We start from the raw sequence: 17,996 nt of genomic DNA, 5'->3' as shown, positions 1-17,996 counted from the left end.
TCAGAGCGCCATCAGCTCCTCTTCCTTGGTCTTGACGACGCTGTCGACGTCCTTGACGAAACGATCGGTGAGCTTCTGGATCTCGTCCTCAGCCTTGCGCTCGTCGTCTTCGGTGATCAGCTTTTCCTTGAGCAGATCCTTGACCTGCTGCATGGCGTCGCGACGCACATTGCGGATGGCGATCTTGGCTTCCTCGCCTTCATGCGCGACGTGCTTGGCCAGCTCGCGGCGACGCTCTTCGGTGAGCGGCGGCATGTTGAGGCGAATGGTGGTGCCAGCGGTGTTCGGCGTGATGCCGATATCGGAAGCCATGATGGCTTTTTCGATCGGGGCGACCAAGGTCTTTTCGAACGGGGTAATGATGATCGAGCGCGAATCGCCCAGCGCCACCGTCGCCACCTGGTTCAGCGGCATGTCCGAGCCGTAATACGGCACCTTGATGCCGTCGACCAGTGCGGTGCTGGCGCGACCGGTGCGCAGGCGCGTCAAGGTGTGACGGAGCGAGTCGATGCTCTTGCCCATGCGGGTCTGGGCATCGTTCTTGATGTCGTTAAGCATGGGAAACACCCCTCAAGCGTGCAAGCCCGCGAGTATAGCAGGGGGTAGTCGGGCGTTGGGGTGTGGGGTGGCGTTGCTTAGGTTGCGGGTATCGCTTGCGCGGCCAGCTCCTTGCTCCCTCTCCCCTCCGGGGAGAGGGTTGGGGCATTGCCACCTTCACGGTGGTGAGGGGCGGGTGCTCGCGAGGGTGCGTGTTCCCCTCACCGTCACCCCGGCGCAGGCCGGGGTCCAGTGACTTTCGTTCTTGATCTAGCGTCTCCGCCAGCGTGCCGCCTACGACGCAAAGCTAGTCCCTGTGGGACGCGGCGGGCGTTTCGATCGCCTGCCGGCGCTCGAGTCACTTTTCTTTTGCTGGCCCAAAAGAAAAGTAACCCAAAGAAAACGGCCTCAAGAGCGGGGTGATCGTAGCGTCGTGCTGAATAAAAGACTTGGCGTCCGTGAAGCCCGGAGCGTCACGATTGTCCGACACGCGGTACGGCTACACCGTAACGCACCATCGCGAAGAGGGCTTAAAGCGCGAAGCGACACATTGCGCCTCGCTACTTCCCTCGAGGAGATTTGCTCCTCCCTTTGCGGGGAGGAGCAACGCAAACTCAGTTATCCGAAACGAGCGTGCCGACTTCCTCGCCGCGCATGATGCGCATGAGGTTGCCCGGCACGGTCATGTCGTAGATGCGCATCGGCATGGCGTGGTCGCGGCACAGGGCAATGGCGGCGGTGTCCATCACGGCCAGCTTGCGCTCGATCACCTGGTCGTAGGTGAGGTGGTCATAGCGCGTGGCGTCGGCGTGGCGGGCCGGGTCGGCGGTGTACACGCCATCGACCTTGGTGGCCTTCAGTAGCAGGTCGGCGCCTGTTTCCACCGCACGCAGCGCAGCGGCGGAGTCAGTGGTGAAGAAGGGGTTGCCGGTGCCGGCAGCGAATAGTGCGATGCGGCCCTTTTCGATATGGCGAATGGCGCGGCGGCGAATGAAGTCTTCGGCTACGTCGTGGATCTGGATGGCGCTCATGACGCGGGCGAAGCCGCCGCGACGTTCGATGGCATCCTGCATGGCCAGTGCATTCATCACGGTGGCCAGCATGCCCATGTGGTCGCCGGTGACGCGATCCATGCCAGCGGCAGCGAGGCCGGCGCCGCGGAAGATGTTGCCGCCGCCGATGACCACGCCGATCTGCACGCCGGCTTTCTGTACTTCAATGATTTCATCGGCAAGGCGGCCGATGACCTTTGGGTCGATGCCGTAATCGGCCTCACCCATCAGGGCTTCACCGGAGAGCTTGAGCAGGATACGACGGTAATTAAGCGGTGCGCTCATGGGATCTCCGGATTGTGTGGGGCAAAACGCGCGCATTGTAACGGCAGCGACGCGAACGGGTAAGCGTTTTGTGCTGCGGCTGTGGGGGAAAGTCCTGTCCAGCCGTGGACTTGGCGCCGGTGATGGCGCACGGCATGGCTGCCCGTGTGGGGGATACGGGTGGGCATGGAGAGGGCTTTCATAAAAACAAGAAAGCCGCGGTTTCCCGCGGCTTTCTTGAGATCCCACAGGGGATGGAGGTGCTTAGCCCTGCATCGCCTTGGCCACTTCGGCCAAGTAGTCTTCCTGCACCTTCTCGATGCCTTCGCCCACGGCTAGGCGAACCACGGCCACGACGTCAGCGCCTTCCTTCTTCAGGACGTCGCCCACGGTGGTGTTGGTGTCCAGCACGTACGGCTGGCCGACGAGGGTCACTTCCGAGACGATCTTGTTGATCTTGCCGGAGATGATCTTCTCGAGGATGTCGGCCGGCTTGGCCTTGTCCTTATCGGTCATCTGGCTCAGCGCGATGTCCTTTTCCTTCGCGATGAACTCAGCCGGCACGTGTTCCGGCTTGATGTGCGGCGGGTTCATGGCCGCCACGTGCATGGCGATGCCCTTGGCCAGCTCTTCCGAGCCACCCTTGAGTGCCACGATCACGCCGATCTTGCCGCCGTGCGAGTAGGTGGCCAGCGGGCCATCGTTCGCGATGTGGGCAACGCGGCGCACTTCGATCTTCTCGCCGATGGTGGCGGTCTGCGCCTTGGCGGCGGACTCGACGTTGTCGGCGCCCGGGAAAGCGGCAGCCTTGGCGGCGTCGATGTCGGTAGCGCCCGAAGCCAGCACGGCCTCAGCGATTTCGTTGGTGAACTGGATGAAGTTCGGCGCCTTGGCGACGAAGTCCGTCTCGCTGTTCACCTCGACCAGCACGGCCTTGCCGTTGGCCTGGGCGGTGGCGATGCGGCCTTCAGCGGCCACGCGGTCAGCCTTCTTGTCAGCCTTGGCCAGGCCGGTCTTGCGCAGGTATTCCACAGCGGCGTCGATGTCGCCGTTGTTTTCGACCAGCGCCTTTTTGCAATCCATCATGCCGGCGCCGGAGCGCTCGCGCAGTTCGCTAACCAGTTTTGCGGAAATGGCGGTCATCTGGGTTCCTCAAAAGCTTTGATGCGCCCCGACCCTTGCGGGCCGGGGCAGGGAAGGCTTACTCGCCGTCCGACGACGATTCGTCGTTGCGGCCGCCGCGGCCACCGCGACCACCGTCACGACGCGGCGCGCCAGCGCCCTTCTTGGCCGGGCCGCGGTTGTTGCGGTCGTCACGGCGCGGGGCAGCCTTGCGCTCTTCCTTGGCAACCGGGTTGCCTTCTTCGTCGAGCTCGACGAACTCGTTGGCGTCGCCCTGGGCGGCGGCCGGCGCAGCGGCCTTGCCTTCCAGGATGGCGTCAGCGGCAGCGCGGGCGTACAGCTGGATGGCGCGGATGGCGTCGTCGTTGCCCGGGATGGCGTAGTCGACCAGTTCCGGGTTGTAGTTGGTATCGACCACGGCAATGACCGGGATGCCGAGCTTCTTGGCTTCCTGCACGGCGATGTCTTCATGACCGATGTCGATGATGAAGAGGGCGTCCGGCAGACGGTTCATGTCCTTGATGCCGCCCAGCGAGTTCTGCAGCTTGTCGCGCTCACGGCGACGGGCCAGCACTTCGTGCTTGACCAGGCGGTCGAAGCTGCCATCGGTCTCAGCGGCTTCCAGCTCCTTCAGGCGGGCAACCGACTGCTTGACGGTGCGGAAGTTGGTCAGCATGCCACCGAGCCAGCGGGCGGTAACGAACGGCATGCCGGCGCGTGCGGCTTCTTCGGCCAGCGGCTCACGGGCGGAGCGCTTGGTGCCGACGAACAGCACGGTACCGCGCTTCTGCGCGATCGCCGACAGGAAGTGCATCGCGTCGGTGAACAGCGGCAGGGTCTTCTCGAGGTCGATGATGTGGATCTTGCCGCGAGCACCGAAGATGTACGGAGCCATCTTCGGGTTCCAGTAACGGGTCTGGTGACCGAAATGCACGCCAGCTTCGAGCATCTGGCGCATGGTGACTTGAGCCATGGGTAAAACTCCAAATTGTTGGGCCGGCTAGGCCCGGGGGTTGGGACCTCCACGCATCCCCGGCTTCGACCCCGGTAGCCCCAATGAAGTGGTGGGCTGGCCGAGGCACCCCGAAGGCGGTGCCGACGCGTGTGTGGCGTTTAGTTGTCCAATCAAGGACTTGTGGGGTTTGTACCGCAACGCGGTTACAATCTTCCCCGCTTTGCGACGACCTGACTTATCAGTCGAAACGGACGGGTCGGGTCAGCAAAACTTCGAAATTGTAGCCGGTTGGCCGGCAGCGCGGCAAGTTGCTTGGGTTTCCATGTGTTGAAGCCCGGCACGGTTGCCGCCATATGAGCGGAACTATGGCAGTTACTCTGAAAACCCTTGAAGACATCCAGGCCATGCGCGAGGCCGGCAAGCTGGCCGCCGAAGTGCTCGCCATGCTCAAAGAGCACGTGAAGCCCGGTGTGACCACCGAGGACCTGGACCGGCTCGCCTACGAGCACATCGTCAATGTGCAGAAGGCGATTCCAGCCAATGTGGGCTACAACGGCTTTCCCAAGACCTTGTGCACCTCGGTCAACCATGTGATCTGCCATGGTATTCCGAGTCCGGCCAAGGCCCTGAAGGATGGCGACATCATCAATCTCGATGTCACCGTCATCAAGAACGGCTGGCACGGCGATACCAGTCGCATGTATTTCGTGGGCACACCGTCGGTGCTGGCCAAGCGACTGGTGGATACCACCTACGAGGCCATGATGCGCGGCATCCAGGCGGTGCGCCCGGGCGCCACCCTGGGCGATATCGGTGCCGCTATCCAGAAGCATGCCGAGGCAGCGGGTTTCTCGGTGGTGCGCGAGTACTGTGGCCACGGTATCGGCAAGGTCTATCACGATGAGCCGCAGGTGCTGCACTACGGGCGTTCGGGTACGGGCCTGGAGTTGAAGAAGGGCATGACCTTTACGGTGGAGCCGATGATCAATGCCGGTAAACCGCAGACCAAGCAGTTGCCGGATGGCTGGACGGTGGTGACCAAGGATCATTCGCTGTCGGCGCAGTGGGAGCACACCATTGCGGTGACGGATGATGGATTTGAGATTTTGACGCCTTGGCCGGATGCGGGCTGAGGTGTTGAGAAAAGGGTCGCTTCGGCGGCCCTTTTTTCTGCGCAGGGATGTGGGCGGGTGCTCGCGAGAACGCGTGATCCCCTCACCGTCATCCCGGCGAAGGCCGGAGGCGCTTTTCAACAGCCGAATGGCTGGTCATCCAGTGACTTTCTCTCTTGATCTAGCCCTTCCGCCAGCGTGCCGCCTACGCGGCGGGCGTTTCGATCCCCTGCCGGCGCTCGAGTCACTTTTCTTTTGCTGGCCCAAAAGAAAAGTAACCCAAAGAAAACGGCCTAGAAGAGCTCATGGCGTCGTGTTGAATACGAGCCTTGGCGCCGACGAAGCCCGGATCGTCACGATCGCACGACACATGTGGAGGCTACACCGCAACGCGCCGCAGCGAAGAGGGCTTAAAGCTGGTGTCGTTTAGCGCTCTTGCTCCCTCTCCCCGGTGGGGAGAGGGTTGGGGTGAGGGGGCAATCTAGCGCCAGACAATCATCAGAGCCGTTGTTCTTCCGAATTGGCTAATGGCTCGCCATTTTCCACCATTTCCCCAAATCCCACCTGCACCTAACTCCCATGCGTGGCAGACTTGCTGCATCGCCACACACGTCCGTTGATCATGCCCGTCGCTCCGTTCGTGCTGCCCCCGTTGCCACGCCTGCCTGCGGCAGTGCCGCGTTCGGGTGTGTCGGCGGATGCGCGCCGGGCGTTGCGTCAGCTGTTGGGCGACGTGGATCGATCCCTCGCCACCGCATTCCGTGATGGTGCTGATGTCACCGCGCTGGCCCATCGGCGCAGTGAGTCGGTGCAGCGCATCGTGGTGCACGTATGGGTGGCTTGCCTGGGCGATGTGACGGATGCAGCGCTGTTCGCCGTGGGCGGCTTTGGGCGTGGTCTGTTGTTTCCCCATTCGGACGTCGATTTGCTGGCGCTGGTAGGACCATCAGAGCCGGCCCGTCTGCGCGCGCTGGAGCAGTGTTTCGCGACGTTGTGGGACATCGGTCTGAAGGTGGGACACGCGGTGCGTGATCTCTTGCAATGCCGTGTGCTTGCCGCGAACGATGCGAGTGTGTTCACCAGCCTGCTCGATGCCCGGCGTCTCGTGGGCGATCCCGCAATGGAGCGGGGGCTGAACGCGATTGTGAATGATCCGGCATTGTGGCCTCCTGCCGCCTACCTTGCAGTGCGCCTCGCCGAGCGCGACGCGCGCCATGCGCGCTACAACGATACGGCGTACAACCTCGAGCCGAATATCAAGGATGGCCCGGGCGGCCTGCGCACGCTCGACGCGTTGCGTTGGCTGGGGCGTCGACTCGCGCATGCCGAAGACTTCGACGACATGGTGGCGGAAGGGTTGCTCGATCCCGCGGAAAAGGATTCGCTGGAGCAGTCTGAGGCGACGCTGCGTCGTTACCGTTTTGCATTGCACCTGGAAGCCGGGCGGGCCGAGGAGCGATTGCTGTTCGATTATCAGCGAGCGCTGGCGGAGCAGCTCGGTTTTCAGGACGAGCACGAGAAGAATCTCGGCGTCGAGCAGTTCATGCAAGGCTATTACCGCGCAGCCAGTCAGGTGGAGCGACTGGGCGTGCAGATTGCCGAGCGTTTTGAAGAAATGCTCGAGCCACCGACGGAGCCCAAACCGGTGGGCGATGATTTCGTCCGCTACGGTAAGCGGCTGGCTGTGCGTGACCCCGATCTCTTCATGCGTCGGCCGGCAGCGCTGGTGGAAGCGTTCATTGTGCGCCTGGGCGAACCGGGGATTACCGGTTTTACCGCTGAAACCATGCGGCGCATGCATCAGGCGTCAGCCATGTTGGAACACACATTGGCGGATGATCCGGAGGTGCTCGCTGCATTCTTGCGTTTGTTGCGATTGGGTGCGCCGGCAGTGGAGGCAATGTGGCGCATGAATCGCCATGGTCTGCTGGCTGCCATCCTGCCTGCATTCGGCAAGGTGTTCGGGCGCATGCAGTACGACCTGTTCCACGTCTACACCGTGGACGAACACACGCTGCGCGTACTGCGCAATGTGGCGCGATTCGCTGACGCCGCGTCTGCCGGCGAGTTTCCCATTGCCTGCGAAATCTGGCCCACGCTGCCAAAGCCAGAATTGCTGCTGCTTGCCGCGCTGTTCCACGACATCGCAAAGGGACGTGGTGGTGATCATTCCGTGCTTGGCGAAGAAGAGGCGCTCGCCTTCGGGCGGCGCATCGGCTTGCCAGAGGACGACATTCAGCTGGTGGCGTGGCTGGTGCGTTGGCATCTGGTGATGAGTACTACCGCGCAACGACAGGACATCACGGATCCCGATGTGGTGCAGCGATTTGCTGAGACCGTGGGGGACGCCGAACGGCTGGATTTGCTCTATCTGCTGACGATTGCCGACATCATTGGTACCAGCCCGAAACTGTGGAATGGCTGGAAGGATCGGTTGCTGGCCGACCTATATACGTCCACGCGATACGCGCTGCGCAGCGAAGAGGAAGTACCTGCCGACGCGGAAGCCCGCGTTCGCGCGTGCCAGGAGCAGGCTCTGATGCTGCTTGAGCGCGAGGGTTTCACGGCAGACGTTTGCCAGCGCCTTTGGCGGGGGTTTCCCGAGTCGAGCTTTCTGCGTCACCGGCCGGAACAGATCGCCTGGCAAACCGCCGCTATTTTGCGTGCGCGTGGCGCGACGCCGCTGGTGGAAGTGCATCCGAAATCCATCCGCGGAACCACGGAGTTGTTCGTTTACGTACGCGATCGCGATGGTTTGTTCGCAGCGGTAACCGCGATGCTCGATCGTTTGCATCTCTCCGTGATGGAGGCGCGCATTCTCTGTTCGCCTACGGGCATGGCATTGGATACCTTCCTGTTGCTGGAGTCGGATACGCAGCTACCGGCTACCCCCGAGCGTGCCGAGGAGCTGAAGCAGCGCATGCATCGCGCCTTGTCGCAGCCGGGGCATGTACATCAACCGTCACGTCGCAGCATGTCGCGTCATCTTAGGCACTTTCAGGCCACCCCCAAGATCGCGTTCAGCACCGTGGGTGGGCGTACGCGGCTGGCACTGGTGTGCAGCGATCGTCCCGGCCTGCTGGCGGCGGTGGCGCAGGGCATGATGGATGCGGGCGTGCGCGTGCACGATGCGCGTATCGCGACGTTTGGCGAGCGCGTGGAAGATTTTTTCCTGATCACCGACCGGCATGACGCACCGCTAAGCGCCGAACTGCAGGATCGACTACTGCATGCGCTACTCGAACGACTCGGGCCGGCTAAGGAGAAGCGCGCGTGACCGCGCCTCGGCACTGATCGCAAGAACTTGGCATATCTTCTTTCAGCGGGTGTAATGGCCCTACCGCGCTGACGACACTGTTCGTCATTCCCCGCGCGGATTTGGCTGTTTCAAAGGAATCACTCGCTGTATGAATACCCCCAAGCTTTTCCTGGCCCTGCTCGTGGGCCTGTCGTTCTGCGCGCCTGTGTCTGCCACTTCGGTTTCCGCTGTCGGCGGCGATGGTTCGATTGGCATCAATCTCGGTGTGCCGCTTTCCACTGGATTGCGCGCGGATCTCGGCTACCTGAAGACGGATGATCGGCGCGGCGACGCGGACGTCTACTCCGCCGCACTCATGATCGTGCCGGCATCGCGCGATATCCATTGGGAAATCGGCGCGCGCTACCAGTACCAGGATGCGCGTTACGCGTCGGGCGGTGGCGTCGGTGTGGGCGGTTCGGTGAGCGTGCCGACCGGCATTCGCTGGCTGTCACTCGGCGCTTATGGCTTCTATACGCCTGAAGCACTGACCAACGGCGACATGAATCATGGCTATGACGTCGGTGCCCAGGTGAATGTGCGGCTGGGCGGCAACATGTCCGTCTTCGGCGGTTACCGGCGCATGCGTACGTCGTTCGACGGCCTCGGTGACCATGATCTCTATAAGGGCCCGATGTTCGGCATCCACGTGGGCCTGTAAATCCGGCATGCCTGCGTCGCTCTCCGGGTGGCGCAGGCGTCGACTCGCGATGGACGGCTTTTCTGTCAGAATCCCTTGTCCCTTGCGGCGCCAGGCGCTGCCCCTTCGAGCCCATATTGTCGTGAACACCATGCAAACCATCGAAACTCTTATCAACGATGCCTTTGAACGTCGCAACGAGCTGACCCAGGCTGAGATCGACACGCATTTGCGCCCAACCGTGGAGCAGGTGATCAACCTGCTCGAATCCGGTGAGCGCCGCGTCGCCGAGCCGGATGGCAAGGGCGGCTGGACGGTGAATCAGTGGATCAAGAAAGCCGTGCTGCTGTACTTCCGCATCAACGGCAACCGCGTCGTAGACGGTGGCCCGGCGCTGGCGTTCGACAAGGTGCCCCTGCGTTTCGCACATGGTAATGACGCTGAACTGCAAGGCCTCGGTGCTCGCGTGGTACCCGGCGCGTTGGTGCGACGCGGTGCGCACGTGGCCAAAGATGCCGTGTTGATGCCCAGCTACGTCAACATCGGCGCCTACGTCGGTGCGGGCACCATGGTCGATACCTGGGCCACGGTCGGCTCGTGCGCGCAGATCGGCGCGGGCGTGCATCTGTCGGGTGGCGTGGGCATTGGTGGCGTGCTTGAGCCGCTGCAGGCCAACCCGACCATCATCGAAGACAACTGCTTTATCGGTGCGCGTTCGGAAGTGGTTGAAGGCGTGATCGTCGAGAAGGGCAGCGTGATCGGCATGGGCGTGTTCCTGGGCCAATCCACGCGCATCTACAACCGCGCTACGGGCGAAGTCAGCTACGGTCGCGTGCCGGCTGGCAGTGTCGTGGTGGCCGGCAGCCTGCCATCCAAGGATGGCTCCCACAGCTTGTATGCGGCGATCATCGTCAAGCAGGTGGACGAGAAGACCCGTAGCAAGACCGGTATCAACGAACTACTGCGCAGCGCGGAGTAAGCGTCATGCCAACCCAGTCACCTTCATTGCGGAGTCGTTTCTTCGTACTTGAGGGTGTCGGGTTGGTGTTGTTGCTGCTTGCGTTCCTGCTGCCGCCGTTTGCCCAGCCGCAGGGCTATCACGATTTCGCGGACAAGCGCAGCTGGATGTTCGTTCCCAATGGTGGGGACGTGATGTCGAATGCGATGTTCCTGGTGTTCGGGCTTGCAGGGCTGCTGTCGATGCGCCGGCCAGCGATAAGCGCAATGGATCGGACTGCACGACGCGCCTATGGGCTGATGTTCGTGGGCCTGATCCTTACCGCGTTCGGCTCTGGCTACTACCATTGGGCACCCTCGGACGCACGCCTGGTATGGGATCGCTTGCCGATGACCGTGGTGTTCATGCCGCTGCTTGCCGCCACGTGCGCTGAACGGCTGCACTGGCGCAGCGACATGCCGCTGGTCGTGCTGACCTTGCTGGGCATGGGTAGCGTGGTTTACTGGCAGTGGAGTGGCAACTTGTTGCCTTATCTCTTGGCAGAGGCTGGCGCGATCCTGCTTATCCTGCTGGCATTGCTGGTGCTGTCGACGCCATGGACGGGTCGTTGGCTATTCATACCGGCGTTCGCCAGCTACGGCGTTGCGTTTGTCGGCGAGAGGCTCGACAGGCCGATCTTCGAGGCGACTGGCGGAGTGATCAGCGGACACACCATCAAACACCTTGCGGCGGCGACGACATTCTTCTTCATTCTGCGCATGCTGCGGCGACAGCGGCTCAAAACGGACACGATCGAATGACTACACTTTATGGACTGCCCAATTGCGATACATGCAAGAAGGCGCGCAATTGGCTGGATCGTTTTGAAGTGCCTTACAGCTTCGTGGACTACCGCGCGAACCCGGTGCCGGCGACGACCTTGAAAGCATGGGCGCAGCAATTGGGTGGCTGGGAAAAGCTGGTCAACAAATCCTCCACGACGTGGCGCAATCTGCTGCCGCAGCGCAAGGACCCGGGCAGCGATCCAGAGTGGACCTTGCTACTCAAGGAATATCCCGCGCTGGTGCGTCGTCCGGTGGTGGTGCAGGACGATGGTTCGGTGAGCGTGGGTTTTACGGACAACGGTTTCAAGAAACTGTTCAGGGACTGACATGAGCAAGCCACGCTCGGCCCGACATTACCGTGCCAATCTGCGTATCGAGCGCGACAACGCCATGCTCTACGATCATCTGGCCGAGCTTGCCTCGGACCAGCGGCTGAGTCGCGCCTATCGCCGTATTGCCGATGGCGAGCGCGCGAATGCCACGTTTTGGGAAGAGCGCTTGACGCAGATGGGGGCGGAAGTGCCTCCCGCGCGCGTGGGCGCGCGAGTGCATGTGCTGACCTGGTTTGCGCGCCGCTTTGGCACCGAATTCGTGATGCCTACCGTGGTGCGTCTGGAACATGCGGATCATTTGCCGACGCCGGTGGATCGCAATGGCTATCGCGACCACTTCGTCGAACCCACCGCACCAACGACACGCAGCGGTCGTCATCGCACGCAAAGCGGCAACACGCTGCGCGCGGCAGTGCTGGGCGCCAATGATGGTCTGGTGTCGAATGGCAGCCTGGTGATGGGTATGGCCGGAGCCGCATCCGGCGATCACGCCATTCTGCTGGCGGGTTTTGCCGGCCTCGTGGCGGGCGCGTGCTCCATGGCGCTGGGTGAGTGGTTGTCGGTCAACAGCTCGCGCGAGTTCTACCAGGCGCAGATCGCGGCCCGCGCGGAGCGTCTGGCGGTTTCGCCAGAAGACGGTGCCCTGAGTCTCGCTGGCATCTATCGCGAGAAGGGTATGGAGCCGAAGACGGCGGACGCGCTCGCGGAGCAGATTTCGGAGCGTCCGCGTACGGCGCTGGACACGCTGGTGCGCGAGGATCTGGGCATTGATCCCGAAGAACTGGGCGGATCGGCCTGGGGCGCCGCCATTTCGTCGTTCTGCCTGTTTGCCCTGGGTGCACTGTTTCCCGTCGCGCCTTATCTCTTCCTCAAGGGCAATGCCGCGTTCATGGCCTGCATTGGGTCGACCATCGCCGGACTGGTGCTGATCGGCATGGGCACGGCCTTGTTCACCGGGCGCAGCATGATGTTCTCCATTGCGCGACAGCTGGCCATTACGGTGGCGGCGGCTGGTATTACTTATGCGGTGGGTCATGTACTTGGTACGGCCCTTAGCGGTTAGCGTCGACACGCTGGTGCTTGGTATCGGCGTCCATCTGTTCTGTTCCAAGGCTCGAGGGAATCATGTCAGCTGTACTCGATCTCACTTGTGATTTGATCCGCCGCCGCTCAGTCACGCCGGACGATGCGGATTGCCAGCACCTGATTGGCGAGCGGCTGAAAGCGGTTGGCTTCAAGGTAGAGCAGCTGCGTTTTGGCGAGGTCGATAACCTGTGGGCGACACACGGTGCTGGCGGTCCCTTGCTGGTTTTCCTGGGGCACACCGACGTGGTGCCTTCCGGCCCGATCGAGCAGTGGAAGAGCGATCCGTTTGAGCCGTCGATCCGTGATGGTTTTCTCTATGGCCGCGGCGCGGCCGATATGAAGGGTGGCGTGGCCGCCATGGTGGTGGCCCTGGAGGCGTTTGTGGCCCAGCACCCGGATCATCGCGGCCGCGTAGGGCTGCTGCTGACCAGTGACGAAGAAGGGCCGACCAATCTCGATGGTGTGCGTCGCGTGGCTGAGCATTTCCGTGCCACCGGCGAGCTCATCGACTGGTGCGTGGTGGGTGAGCCCTCGTCGAAAGAGCGGCTGGGTGATTTGATCCGCGTCGGTCGGCGTGGTTCGCTGTCGGGCACGCTGGTAGTGCGCGGTGTGCAGGGCCACGTGGCGTATCCCGAAAAGGCGAAGAATCCCATTCACACCTTCGCGCCGGCTCTGGCCGAGCTGGCGGCCGAGCGATGGGATGAAGGCAACCAGGATTTCCCGCCCACCTCGTTCCAGGTGTCCAACCTCAATGCAGGCACTGGCGCCAACAACGTCATTCCTGGCACCCTCACGGCGCTGATCAACTTCCGATACAGCACAGCAAGCCGCGCGGAAGATCTGCGCAAGCGTACTGAGGCCATTCTCGACAAACATGGCGTGGACTGGCAGATCGAATGGTCACTGTCGGGCGAGCCATTCCTCACGCCTCCCGGTGGCGCGGTGCGTGAAGCGGTGGTTTCCGTGTGCCGCGAGCTGTGCGGCATCGCACCCGAGGAAAGCACGGGCGGTGGTACCTCGGACGGTCGCTTCATTGCGCCGCTCGGCGCAGAAGTCGTGGAGCTCGGGCCGGTGAACGCCACCATCCATAAAGTGGACGAATGCGTGGCGGTGGCCGATCTCGAGAAACTGCCGTCGCTATATCACGCCATCTGCAACCGATTGCTCGATTGATAACAGAGAGCTGTCGGCGGTATTGATGAGAAGGTCGCTCCGAAATTGCGTCTGGCTGCCTCTCTGTAGGAGCGCACTTGTACGCGACCGTGGAGCTTCACCGGCAGCGCTCCGTCGGGTGATCGCGCACAAGTGCGCTCCTACAGGAAAGGGCCGGGCGGCTCTTTTGAGAGCCACCCTTTTGATGCCGTTGCATTAATCCTTGCCCGGCAGCAGCGTCAGCGTGTGCTGGTCCGGCCCCGGCAGCAGCGGCGTCGGGCGTCCATTCACCCAGTCTTCGTGGCCCGCGCTGTGATACGGCGATAGCGGGTTGTCGCTTTGGCCACCCGGCATGTGCAGGATGCTTTGCGCTTCGTGGCCGGGCATCACGTCCAGGCGTTCGGAGGCACCAAAGCCCGGTGAAACGACGCGCGGCATGTTGTGGTCGCCGGCGACTGGCTCGTCAGGCATGTCCAGCATGCGCCCGACAAAGGCGGGCAGGGCGCGTGACAGTGGATGGCGGATGGCGGTGCGATTGATTTCGCCCCAGCTGCGTGCGGCGAGGCCGCCGGGTTGCTTGCCTAGTTCATCCGCCACTTGACGCGCTGCGGCCAGCAGCAGGGCGTTCCAGTTGTCGTATTTGGGATCGAGCATATGCTCGGGGCGGTCGCGCAGCAGCGCCCACACGGCCGCTTCAGCGTCGATCATGCCGGGCCAGCGGAAGTCGTCGTGCTTGTCCTGCACCTGCGCGACGAATGGCGCTAGGACATCTCCCTTTACCTTGTCGCGGAAGGCGCGTACCAGTCGGTAGTCGACACTTTCCGGCGCGGCGCGCCCCATCCATGTGGCGGTGAGCTGGCGCAGCTGTTCCAACTCGGGATCGTGCGTACCCGCCAGTGTGTCCTGTAGCAGGCGTTGCCAGCGCGTGAGCAGCACGGCGCGATTGTCCAGTTGTACGTCGAGCATGTTGCCGGCGGTGAAACTGTTGCGAGCGCGCAGGTCGTCGCGAATCTGTTGCGCGCGTGCACCCAGATCGTGTCCGCCGTTGCCGAGCAGCTCGAGTTCCGCACCATCCACGGTGCGGTTGTTGGCCGTCCACAGACGCCCGTCGGCGGGATCTTCAATGCGCGGATATTGCGAGGGATCGGCACAGCCCACCCAACCGGTGTCGGCCGTGGACCAATCGGCCGGCAGCTGCGGATTGAAGCCTTTGCGCAACGGAATGCAGTTTCCGGTGACGGTCCAGCCGATGTGGCCCGCGCTGTCGCCGGCCAGCAGGTTCTGCGGTGGCATGCCCATGGTGGCGGCAAGATCGAGCGCGGCATGCACGCTGTCCGCGTGCTCCAGCTGCATCACGCTGAGGTTGTAGCCGCGAGCGCGATCACCGATCCACGCGAGTGCCAGTGGCGTGCCGTCGACGTCCTTGCCCATGATCGGGCCCCAGCGCGTGACTTCCACCTTCAGCGTGTGGCTCGGCGCATCCTTGATGCGGATGACCTCGTCATGCGTTTCGATGTTGGCCCAGCCTTCGGGCACCTTGTAGCGTGTGGCGTCGGTCGGGTCGCGTCGCACGCGCACCCAGTCGAGCCAGTCGCCATAACTGTTGGTGAAGCCCCATGCCACCTGGCCATTGGAGCCGACCACCAAGGCTGGCGTGCCGGGCAGGGAAACGCCGTTGGCGTCACGCTGGCCACCGGGCGCGGTGGGGTCGGGATAACGCAATCGCGCACGGAACCAGATGTTGGGCACACGTAGGCCCAGGTGCATGTCGTTGGCCAGGATGGCTGCACCGTTCTCCGTGAGGTTGCCCGCCACGGCAAAGTTGTTGCTGCCGGGGCGCGGCTGGTCCAGCGCAGGCAGCAACGCTGCCGTGAGCGCCGCCTCGTCAGCGTGGCTCGCCGGTTGCGCGCGACGAAGATCAAACACGTCGGCCCCAGGAATCACTGGTGGTCGCGAGAGATCACCCTGCAGTGGTGCTTCCCAGTCCGGATCAGGCGACAGCAGGAAGTCCGCCACGGGTGCAGGCAATGCTGAGCGCAATTGGGCCATGTGCAGTTCGCGCTCATTGCGACCGTCGCCATTGAGGTCCAGGTACATCGCCGCGATCACCAGGAAGCCGTCCTCCGGCCGCCACGGCTGCGGCTTGGTGTTCAACAGCAGGTATTCCCACGGCTTTACATGCAGATCGGATAGGCCTGCATTGACGCCGGCGGCATAGAGGTCGAGTGTGTGCTTCTGCTCTGGCGTCAGCGCTGCATAGGCAGCCTCCGCCACGCTGCGAAGCCGATGGCGGCGATGATTGATGTCGGTATCGAGGGCCTTTGCGCCCACCAGCTCCGAAAGTTCACCGGCGGGCTGGCGGCGCATCAGGTCCATGGCGAAGAAACGCTCCTGGCCATGCACATAACCGAGCGCGTAACTGATGTCGTCGCGGCTCTTGGCCTGCACAGTGACGGTGCCTAAGGCATCGCGGGAGATCGCCACAGCGTCGCCGAGGCCAGGCAGATGCACCTCGCCATCGAGACGCGCGCGGCTGCCGGCCAACAGGTACCAGCCGGCAACAAAGACACCAAGCAACAGGATCAACAGGGTACCGACGAGAGTACGAAGCCAGCGAAAACGTCGAGGGCGGGTCATGGCGCGGATGGCTCGGTCAGATGGTCGTGGAAGAACAAGAGACCGCTAGCAATCGCGGCCTCAAGGTGTCGGTCGGGCAAACACTGCGAAAATACCGGCGTATGGCTTCACCATGAACGTGGGCGCGCCGGCATAACCTTCGCCTTCCACGTAGAACTGCGAGATCGTGCCATCCAGGTACAGCGCGTTGCGACAGCCCAGTTCTTCCTTGAACAGTCGCGCAAAGGTATGAAAGTTCACCGGCGCCTCGCTGACGGCAAACACAACGTGGTGCGGGGTCTTTGCACACACGCCGCTGCGCCACTTGAGGCTGTTGGAATCATCGATGAACTGATCGTTGAGCTTGCCGTCGATGACCAGCATCGGGCCGGACTGGCTGGCCCATTGCGTGGGTTTGCCTTCCGCCTTGAAGTCGGTGCTGGTGCGCACTTCGGCGTGCCCGTCCGGATAGATGGCGAATACGCCATTGGGCAGCAAGGAGAAATTGCCGGACGCGGGATTGCCATGGGCAAGATTCAGCGGCACCACCGTCTTGCCGTTCTCTACGTGTAGGCCCAGCGGCGCGAACTGGCGGTCGTAGATGCCCGCGTTGGCGGCGAACAGCATGCGCTGGCCATGCGACATGCCCCATTGGCGCAGTGCATTGATATTGCTGAAGGGCTCGCCGTTCTCCGGATCTTTCCAGTGCAAGCTCAGCGTCTCGCGCTTGAGGTCGATGCTGACCACGCGGAAGTTCTGGTTTTCGAACACGTGCTCTGTGCTGTCCACTGCCTGCGCCTGCCGCGAGCACCCCGCCACGCCGCCCAACAGCAGGAGCGGGGCGAGCAGCCATAGCAGTCGACTGGGCTGGTGGATGAACGCAGACATACCCCAGATGGTCGCCGGGGCGACCTGATTGGCGCAAGCCCGGCGACACGTTGTTTTAAACTGGTCCTTTTCCAAGGTGTCGCGGACCCATGCCCTACACGCCCATCGTCGCCACGCTCGGTTATGTGTTGTCGCCCGATCGCCGGCAGGTATTGATGATCCACCGCAATGCGCGCCCGGAAGATCAGCATCTGGGCAAGTACAACGGCCTGGGCGGCAAGATGGAGCCGGGCGAAGATATCGCCGCCTGCATGCGCCGCGAGATTCTTGAGGAGGCTGGCATCACCTGCGAATCGATGTCCCTGCGCGGCACCCTCAACTGGCCGGGCTTCGGCAAGCAGGGTGAAGACTGGCTGGGCTTCATCTTCATCATCGACCGCTACAGCGGCACGCCGCTCACCGCCAACCACGAAGGCACGCTGGAATGGGTGCCGCTTGAGCGCCTGATGGACCTGCCCATGTGGGAAGGCGACCGTCACTTCCTGCCGCTTGTGTTCGACGACGATACCCGGCCGTTCCATGGCGTCATGCCGTACGAGGACGGACGCATGCAGTCCTGGGCGTACTCGCGGCTGTGAGCGACGCGAGGCTCATCCGCATCGTCGCCGCGGTGATCCGAGACGAGCAGGGTAGGGTGCTGCTGGTGCGCAAACGAGGCGCGGCGGTATGGCAGCAGCCGGGTGGCAAGCGTGATGCGGTGGATCCAGATGACCTGAGCACGCTTGCGCGCGAATTGCGTGAAGAGCTTGGTTGCGCCATGCGTCGCGAGGGAGCGCGTTGGATCGGTCGTTTCAGCGCGCCTGCGGCTAACGAGCCGGGTTATGTGGTCGAGGCCGAGGTTTATGAGGTCAAGGCCGATGGGCCGTTTCTGGCGCAGGCGGAGATCCAAGGGCTGTGCTGGGTCGATCCGGCGGCACCTGGGGATTTGCCGATTGCGCGGTTGAGTCGGGAGTCGATTCTGCCGCTTGTTGTGCGAGCGCAAGTTGAGGCGTCGTCGCGAGATTGACCCCTCACCCCAGCCCTCTCCCCGGAGGGGCGAGGGAGAAGTGCGGTGCATCGGGTATTCCTGGTCGCACAAAAGGACGGCAACGGCGCGCTGCTTTAAGTCCTCTTCGCATTGGCGCGTTGCGGTGTAGCACCGAGGCATGTCGGGCGATCGT

General features: G+C 62.9%; 16 protein-coding genes. 10 read left to right on the top strand and 6 right to left on the bottom strand.

Annotated features, from left to right (window positions below; all coding sequences use genetic code 11):
* The 4 genes from frr to rpsB all read right to left on the bottom strand — a co-directional run bounded on the left by frr (position 1) and on the right by rpsB (position 3,948).
* Positions 1-558 carry a ribosome recycling factor gene (gene frr, locus AC0GUR_RS06815; protein ID WP_472876708.1) on the bottom strand — a complete coding sequence of 186 codons (558 nt, stop codon included), beginning with the start codon at positions 556-558 and terminating at the stop codon, positions 1-3.
* A 593-nt stretch (positions 559-1,151) separates the two neighbouring features.
* Complete coding sequence (gene pyrH / locus AC0GUR_RS06810) at positions 1,152-1,874, bottom strand: UMP kinase (RefSeq protein ID WP_472876707.1); 723 nt, start codon at positions 1,872-1,874, stop codon at positions 1,152-1,154.
* A 243-nt stretch (positions 1,875-2,117) separates the two neighbouring features.
* Positions 2,118-2,996 (bottom strand): translation elongation factor Ts, encoded by an 879-nt coding sequence (gene tsf, locus AC0GUR_RS06805; RefSeq protein ID WP_472876706.1) that lies wholly within the window; start codon positions 2,994-2,996, stop codon positions 2,118-2,120.
* Positions 2,997-3,054: 58 nt separating this feature from the next.
* Complete coding sequence (gene rpsB / locus AC0GUR_RS06800; RefSeq protein ID WP_472876705.1) at positions 3,055-3,948, bottom strand: 30S ribosomal protein S2; 894 nt, start codon at positions 3,946-3,948, stop codon at positions 3,055-3,057.
* Positions 3,949-4,295: 347 nt separating this feature from the next.
* Between rpsB and map the strand changes: the two genes are divergently transcribed.
* From map to dapE, 8 genes are all read left to right on the top strand, one after another.
* Positions 4,296-5,063, top strand: coding sequence for a type I methionyl aminopeptidase (gene map / locus AC0GUR_RS06795; protein WP_472876704.1), 768 nt, complete (start codon positions 4,296-4,298; stop codon positions 5,061-5,063).
* A gap of 601 nt (positions 5,064-5,664) precedes the next feature.
* The gene (gene glnD, locus AC0GUR_RS06790; RefSeq protein WP_472876703.1) at positions 5,665-8,319 is read left to right on the top strand and encodes a [protein-PII] uridylyltransferase; all 2,655 of its coding nucleotides are present in this window, start codon (positions 5,665-5,667) and stop codon (positions 8,317-8,319) included.
* A gap of 130 nt (positions 8,320-8,449) precedes the next feature.
* Entirely contained in the window at positions 8,450-9,001 is a 552-nt protein-coding gene (locus tag AC0GUR_RS06785; RefSeq protein ID WP_472876702.1) for a YfaZ family outer membrane protein, read from the top strand.
* Positions 8,955-9,959 carry a 2,3,4,5-tetrahydropyridine-2,6-dicarboxylate N-succinyltransferase gene (gene dapD, locus AC0GUR_RS06780; RefSeq protein WP_472876701.1) on the top strand — a complete coding sequence of 335 codons (1,005 nt, stop codon included), beginning with the start codon at positions 8,955-8,957 and terminating at the stop codon, positions 9,957-9,959. Before AC0GUR_RS06785 ends, dapD begins: the two co-directional genes overlap by 47 nt.
* Positions 9,960-9,964: 5 nt before the next feature.
* The gene (locus AC0GUR_RS06775) at positions 9,965-10,738 is read left to right on the top strand and encodes a hypothetical protein (protein ID WP_472876700.1); all 774 of its coding nucleotides are present in this window, start codon (positions 9,965-9,967) and stop codon (positions 10,736-10,738) included.
* Positions 10,735-11,088 carry a Spx/MgsR family RNA polymerase-binding regulatory protein gene (locus AC0GUR_RS06770; RefSeq protein WP_472876699.1) on the top strand — a complete coding sequence of 118 codons (354 nt, stop codon included), beginning with the start codon at positions 10,735-10,737 and terminating at the stop codon, positions 11,086-11,088. The genes AC0GUR_RS06775 and AC0GUR_RS06770 overlap by 4 nt, the downstream gene beginning before the upstream one ends.
* 1 nt (position 11,089) lies before the next feature.
* Positions 11,090-12,157, top strand: coding sequence for a VIT1/CCC1 transporter family protein (locus tag AC0GUR_RS06765; protein ID WP_472876698.1), 1,068 nt, complete (start codon positions 11,090-11,092; stop codon positions 12,155-12,157).
* Positions 12,158-12,219: 62 nt separating this feature from the next.
* Positions 12,220-13,353, top strand: coding sequence for a succinyl-diaminopimelate desuccinylase (dapE, locus tag AC0GUR_RS06760; protein ID WP_472876697.1), 1,134 nt, complete (start codon positions 12,220-12,222; stop codon positions 13,351-13,353).
* Between the two features lie 195 nt (positions 13,354-13,548).
* Here dapE and AC0GUR_RS06755 read toward each other — a convergent pair whose 3' ends face one another.
* Entirely contained in the window at positions 13,549-15,969 is a 2,421-nt protein-coding gene (locus AC0GUR_RS06755) for a penicillin acylase family protein (protein ID WP_472876696.1), read from the bottom strand.
* Positions 15,970-16,029: 60 nt separating this feature from the next.
* Positions 16,030-16,836 carry a phosphodiester glycosidase family protein gene (locus tag AC0GUR_RS06750; RefSeq protein WP_472876695.1) on the bottom strand — a complete coding sequence of 269 codons (807 nt, stop codon included), beginning with the start codon at positions 16,834-16,836 and terminating at the stop codon, positions 16,030-16,032.
* A gap of 89 nt (positions 16,837-16,925) precedes the next feature.
* Here AC0GUR_RS06750 and AC0GUR_RS06745 point away from each other — a divergent pair, with 89 nt between their 5' ends.
* Together AC0GUR_RS06745 and AC0GUR_RS06740 are read left to right on the top strand one after the other, a co-directional pair.
* Positions 16,926-17,414: an NUDIX hydrolase gene (locus AC0GUR_RS06745; RefSeq protein WP_472876694.1), complete on the top strand. Its 489-nt coding sequence runs from the start codon at positions 16,926-16,928 to the stop codon at positions 17,412-17,414.
* A complete protein-coding gene (locus AC0GUR_RS06740; protein WP_472876693.1) occupies positions 17,411-17,842 on the top strand; it encodes an NUDIX hydrolase in 432 nt (143 codons plus the stop codon). The genes AC0GUR_RS06745 and AC0GUR_RS06740 overlap by 4 nt, the downstream gene beginning before the upstream one ends.
* The last annotated feature ends 154 nt before the right edge of the window (positions 17,843-17,996 follow it).

This window comes from Dyella sp. PARNA 12/25 (assembly GCF_055702865.1).
The sequence above is the reverse complement of the archived record's forward strand: the minus strand, read 5'-3'. Positions and strand labels throughout refer to the sequence as shown.

What these genes read in the sequence shown, in the direction of transcription:
- frr (WP_472876708.1), bottom strand. Translation starts at nt 558, where the DNA reads ATGCTTAACGACATCAAGAACGATGCCCAGACCCGCATGGGCAAGAGC.
- pyrH (WP_472876707.1), bottom strand. Translation starts at nt 1,874, where the DNA reads ATGAGCGCACCGCTTAATTACCGTCGTATCCTGCTCAAGCTCTCCGGT.
- tsf (WP_472876706.1), bottom strand. Translation starts at nt 2,996, where the DNA reads ATGACCGCCATTTCCGCAAAACTGGTTAGCGAACTGCGCGAGCGCTCC.
- rpsB (WP_472876705.1), bottom strand. Translation starts at nt 3,948, where the DNA reads ATGGCTCAAGTCACCATGCGCCAGATGCTCGAAGCTGGCGTGCATTTC.
- map (WP_472876704.1), top strand. Translation starts at nt 4,296, where the DNA reads ATGGCAGTTACTCTGAAAACCCTTGAAGACATCCAGGCCATGCGCGAG.
- glnD (WP_472876703.1), top strand. Translation starts at nt 5,665, where the DNA reads ATGCCCGTCGCTCCGTTCGTGCTGCCCCCGTTGCCACGCCTGCCTGCG.
- AC0GUR_RS06785 (WP_472876702.1), top strand. Translation starts at nt 8,450, where the DNA reads ATGAATACCCCCAAGCTTTTCCTGGCCCTGCTCGTGGGCCTGTCGTTC.
- dapD (WP_472876701.1), top strand. Translation starts at nt 8,955, where the DNA reads ATGATCTCTATAAGGGCCCGATGTTCGGCATCCACGTGGGCCTGTAAA.
- AC0GUR_RS06775 (WP_472876700.1), top strand. Translation starts at nt 9,965, where the DNA reads ATGCCAACCCAGTCACCTTCATTGCGGAGTCGTTTCTTCGTACTTGAG.
- AC0GUR_RS06770 (WP_472876699.1), top strand. Translation starts at nt 10,735, where the DNA reads ATGACTACACTTTATGGACTGCCCAATTGCGATACATGCAAGAAGGCG.
- AC0GUR_RS06765 (WP_472876698.1), top strand. Translation starts at nt 11,090, where the DNA reads ATGAGCAAGCCACGCTCGGCCCGACATTACCGTGCCAATCTGCGTATC.
- dapE (WP_472876697.1), top strand. Translation starts at nt 12,220, where the DNA reads ATGTCAGCTGTACTCGATCTCACTTGTGATTTGATCCGCCGCCGCTCA.
- AC0GUR_RS06755 (WP_472876696.1), bottom strand. Translation starts at nt 15,969, where the DNA reads ATGACCCGCCCTCGACGTTTTCGCTGGCTTCGTACTCTCGTCGGTACC.
- AC0GUR_RS06750 (WP_472876695.1), bottom strand. Translation starts at nt 16,836, where the DNA reads ATGTCTGCGTTCATCCACCAGCCCAGTCGACTGCTATGGCTGCTCGCC.
- AC0GUR_RS06745 (WP_472876694.1), top strand. Translation starts at nt 16,926, where the DNA reads ATGCCCTACACGCCCATCGTCGCCACGCTCGGTTATGTGTTGTCGCCC.